This window comes from Neisseria sp. N95_16, assembly GCF_002551535.2.
Taxonomy (GTDB): Bacteria; Pseudomonadota; Gammaproteobacteria; order Burkholderiales; family Neisseriaceae; genus Neisseria; species Neisseria brasiliensis.
Genome location: NZ_PDBT02000123.1, coordinates 1 through 3,253, shown reverse-complemented (window position 1 = coordinate 3,253; position 3,253 = coordinate 1). Strand labels below are relative to the sequence as shown.

The 3,253-nt window shown below is 48.1% G+C and carries 3 protein-coding genes and 1 pseudogene; 3 read left to right on the top strand and 1 reads right to left on the bottom strand.

Translation table 11 applies throughout. From position 1 onward, the window contains the following. Positions 1-87 (top strand): annotated as a pseudogene (locus CRG49_RS12540) (IS5/IS1182 family transposase); the annotation flags it as partial. A gap of 80 nt (positions 88-167) precedes the next feature. Here CRG49_RS12540 and CRG49_RS12535 read toward each other — a convergent pair. Continuing rightward, on the bottom strand, positions 168-1,619 hold the full coding sequence (locus CRG49_RS12535) for a DEAD/DEAH box helicase (protein ID WP_095501926.1): 1,452 nt from the start codon (positions 1,617-1,619) through the stop codon (positions 168-170). A 318-nt stretch (positions 1,620-1,937) separates the two neighbouring features. Here CRG49_RS12535 and CRG49_RS12530 point away from each other — a divergent pair, with 318 nt between their 5' ends. Further along, positions 1,938-2,882 carry a class I SAM-dependent methyltransferase gene (locus tag CRG49_RS12530; RefSeq protein ID WP_095501927.1) on the top strand — a complete coding sequence of 315 codons (945 nt, stop codon included), beginning with the start codon at positions 1,938-1,940 and terminating at the stop codon, positions 2,880-2,882. 65 nt (positions 2,883-2,947) lie between these two features. Beyond that, positions 2,948-3,208, top strand: a complete 261-nt coding sequence (locus tag CRG49_RS12525) for an alpha/beta hydrolase-fold protein (RefSeq protein WP_369832045.1) — start codon at positions 2,948-2,950, stop codon at positions 3,206-3,208. Positions 3,209-3,253: the final 45 nt, after the last annotated feature.

The following is a 3,253-nucleotide window of genomic DNA, read 5'->3' as shown; positions in this document are numbered from 1 at the left end:
ATTGCTACTCGCTATGAGAAATTAGCTCGTAATTTTAAATCGATGCTTTACTTGGCTTGCTCTATTATTCATGCTAAGTTAAATTGAGGACACGCCCTAATCAGTGATACAAAAAAAAGGAATGCAGAAAACTGCATTCCTTTTATTTTCAGACGACCTTTAGGCTATTAACCGCGCTTACCTGCCGGACGGCTTGATTTACCATAGCCGCCTTTACCGCCAAAGTCACCGCCTGATTTGCGTTTGCCTTTAAAATCCGAGCCGCTCTTTTTGAAGCCTTCCGATTTTTTAAAGCCTTCGCTGCGTGGTTTAAAGCCATCTTCACTGCGCTCACTGCGGGCTTTACCACCAAAGCCACCTTCGCTGCGCGGTTTACCGCCTTTGCGATCACCGAATTTACGGTCACGATCGCCGTAGCCACCTTTAGCAAATCGGCCACCGCTGCCTTTCGGTTTACCGCCGGTAGATTTGCGTTTGCGAGTCGGCTCCATGCCTTCCACGGTTACTTCATTCAATTTGCGGTCGATGTATTTTTCAATTTTGTGTACTTTAATGTATTCGTTCACTTCAGCAAACGTCACCGCGATACCGGTGCGGCCAGCACGGCCGGTACGGCCGATACGGTGTACATAATCTTCCGCCTGTTTCGGCAAATCGTAGTTAATCACGTGGGTGATGGTCGGCACGTCGATACCGCGTGCAGCCACATCAGTCGCCACCAAAATTTTGCAACGGCCTTTGCGCAAATCCATCAAGGTGCGGTTGCGCCAGCCTTGCGGCATGTCGCCGTGCAAACAGTTGGCAGCAAAACCTTTTTCATACAATTCATCAGCCAACACTTCGGTCATGACTTTAGTTGAGGTGAAAATCACGCATTGGTCGATATTGGCATCGCGCAGAATATGGTCGAGCAAGCGGTTTTTATGGCGCATATCGTCGCAATACAATAATTGCTCTTCGATTTTGCCTTGGTCGTCAACGCGCTCAACTTCAATCACTTCCGGATTCTTGGTCAGCTTACGCGCCAGTTTACCAACGGCACCGTCCCAAGTCGCAGAAAACAACAAAGTCTGGCGGTCTTCCGGTGTGGCTTCAACGATGGTTTCGATGTCGTCGATAAAACCCATATCCAACATGCGGTCGGCTTCATCCAGAATCAGCACTTCCAAGCGGTCGAAATCAATTTTGCCACTGCTCATCAAGTCCATCAAACGGCCCGGGGTAGCCACTACCAAATCAACCGGTTTGCTCAACGCGCGGGTTTGATAACCGAATGATGCGCCGCCAACAATGCTGACGGTGCGGAACCAACGCATATTTTGCGCATAAGTCAGCGCGCTTTTCTCGACTTGTGCCGCCAATTCGCGGGTTGGAGTCAGTACCAAAGCGCGCGGGCCTTTGCCGTTTTTTTCGCTGCGTTTGGTTAAGCGTTGCAGGGTCGGCAGCAAGAAAGCAGCGGTTTTACCCGAACCGGTTTGCGCCGAAGCCATGATGTCACGGCCTTCCAAAGCCACCGGCACCGACTGCGCCTGAATCGGGGTTGGTGAATCGTAGCCCGCGCTTTGCAACGCAGACAAAATGTTTTTATCAAGATTTAAATCAGCAAATTTAATAGACATGACTATCCTAAAGACACAACAACAACTTCCGACTGAACATTTCAGACGGCCTGAAGCAAAGGATAAGTAACGGGAAATCAGTTACAAGGTTGTCGCAAGCCCTGTGGCTTGTAAGTTAACATCGACGACAACCTGCAAATATGCGTGAAAGCAAAAAGATATAAGAAACGCGGCACAATACCGGTTAATAGGTTTGAAGACGATGGCTTCATAAAAATAAAGACGAATGGCGGATAATATAGACTTCGCCATATTCGGTCAAGCACAAATGCGTTAATTGGCGTAAAATAGCCATTTTATTCAGCAGGCCGTCTGAAAATGACCGACATCACACCATTCGCCAACCGCTTGGGCAAAAACATCAAACACCTGATGAAATGGGCCAAACGCAACCAAATCGAAGCATGGCGCATTTACGACCGCGATATTCCACAATTCCCTTTTGCCATCGACGTGTATGGCGACCACATTCATTTGCAGGAATACGACACCGGCTGGCTGATGCAACCGGAAGAATACGAAGCATGGCTGAACGATGTGTTGGAAGCCATCGGTTTTGTCACCGGCTTTTCGCCCGAGCAAATCCACCTCAAACGCCGCGAGCGCCAAAAAGGCACGCAGCAATATGAGAAAACCGGCAAATCCGGCGAAGATTTCATCATCAGCGAAAACGGCCGCCGCTTTTGGGTCAATCTTGATAAATATTTAGACACCGGCCTTTTTCTCGACCACCGCAATACCCGCAAAAAAGTCGGCGACAGCACCCAAGGCAAACGCTTTTTAAACCTGTTTTCCTACACCGGCAGCTTTACCGTGTATGCCGCAACCGGCGGCTCCATCAGCAGCGAAACCGTCGATTTATCTAATACTTATCTGGATTGGGCAAAACGCAATTTTGAATTAAACGGCATTGATTCAGTTGCACACAAAATCGTACGCGCCGATGTGTTTCAATACTTAAAAAATGCTGAAGCCGAAGGCAAAAAGTTTGACCTGATTGTGATGGATCCGCCGAGCTTTTCCAACAGCAAAAAAATGCTCGATATTCTCGACATCCAGCGCGACCAAATGACTTTAATCAACGGCGCCATGAAGCTGCTCGCTTCAGACGGCCTGATGTATTTTTCAAACAATTTACGCAGCTTTGAATTGCATCCCGAAGTCAGCGAAAAATATGCCGTGAAAGATGTGAGCAAGCAATCCGTTCCCGATGATTTTCGCAACAAGAAAATCCATCAATGCTGGGAAATCCGCCACAAATAATTTCAGACGGCCTAAAATCAAATCAGGCCGTCTGAAAAAGAATTCATGAAAAATAAGGAGCTATGATGTCTGCACTCGAATTGATTTCACGCAACAAAATGTTCAACGGCCACCAAGAGCGCTACCGCCACGCTTCCGGCGTCAACGGCTGCGACATGACCTTCAGCATTTATCTGCCGCCACAAGCCTTGCAAGGCTACCGTGTGCCGGTGTTGTATTGGCTCTCCGGCCTGACCTGCACCGATGAAAACTTTACCCAAAAATCCGGTGCGTGTGGGGTACTGTTAGTTTTTGCACCGGAACATCAAACCAATAAAAAAGGCTGAAATCCTGAAAAGACGTGGATTTCGGCCTTTTTTGCGTCTAAAAAA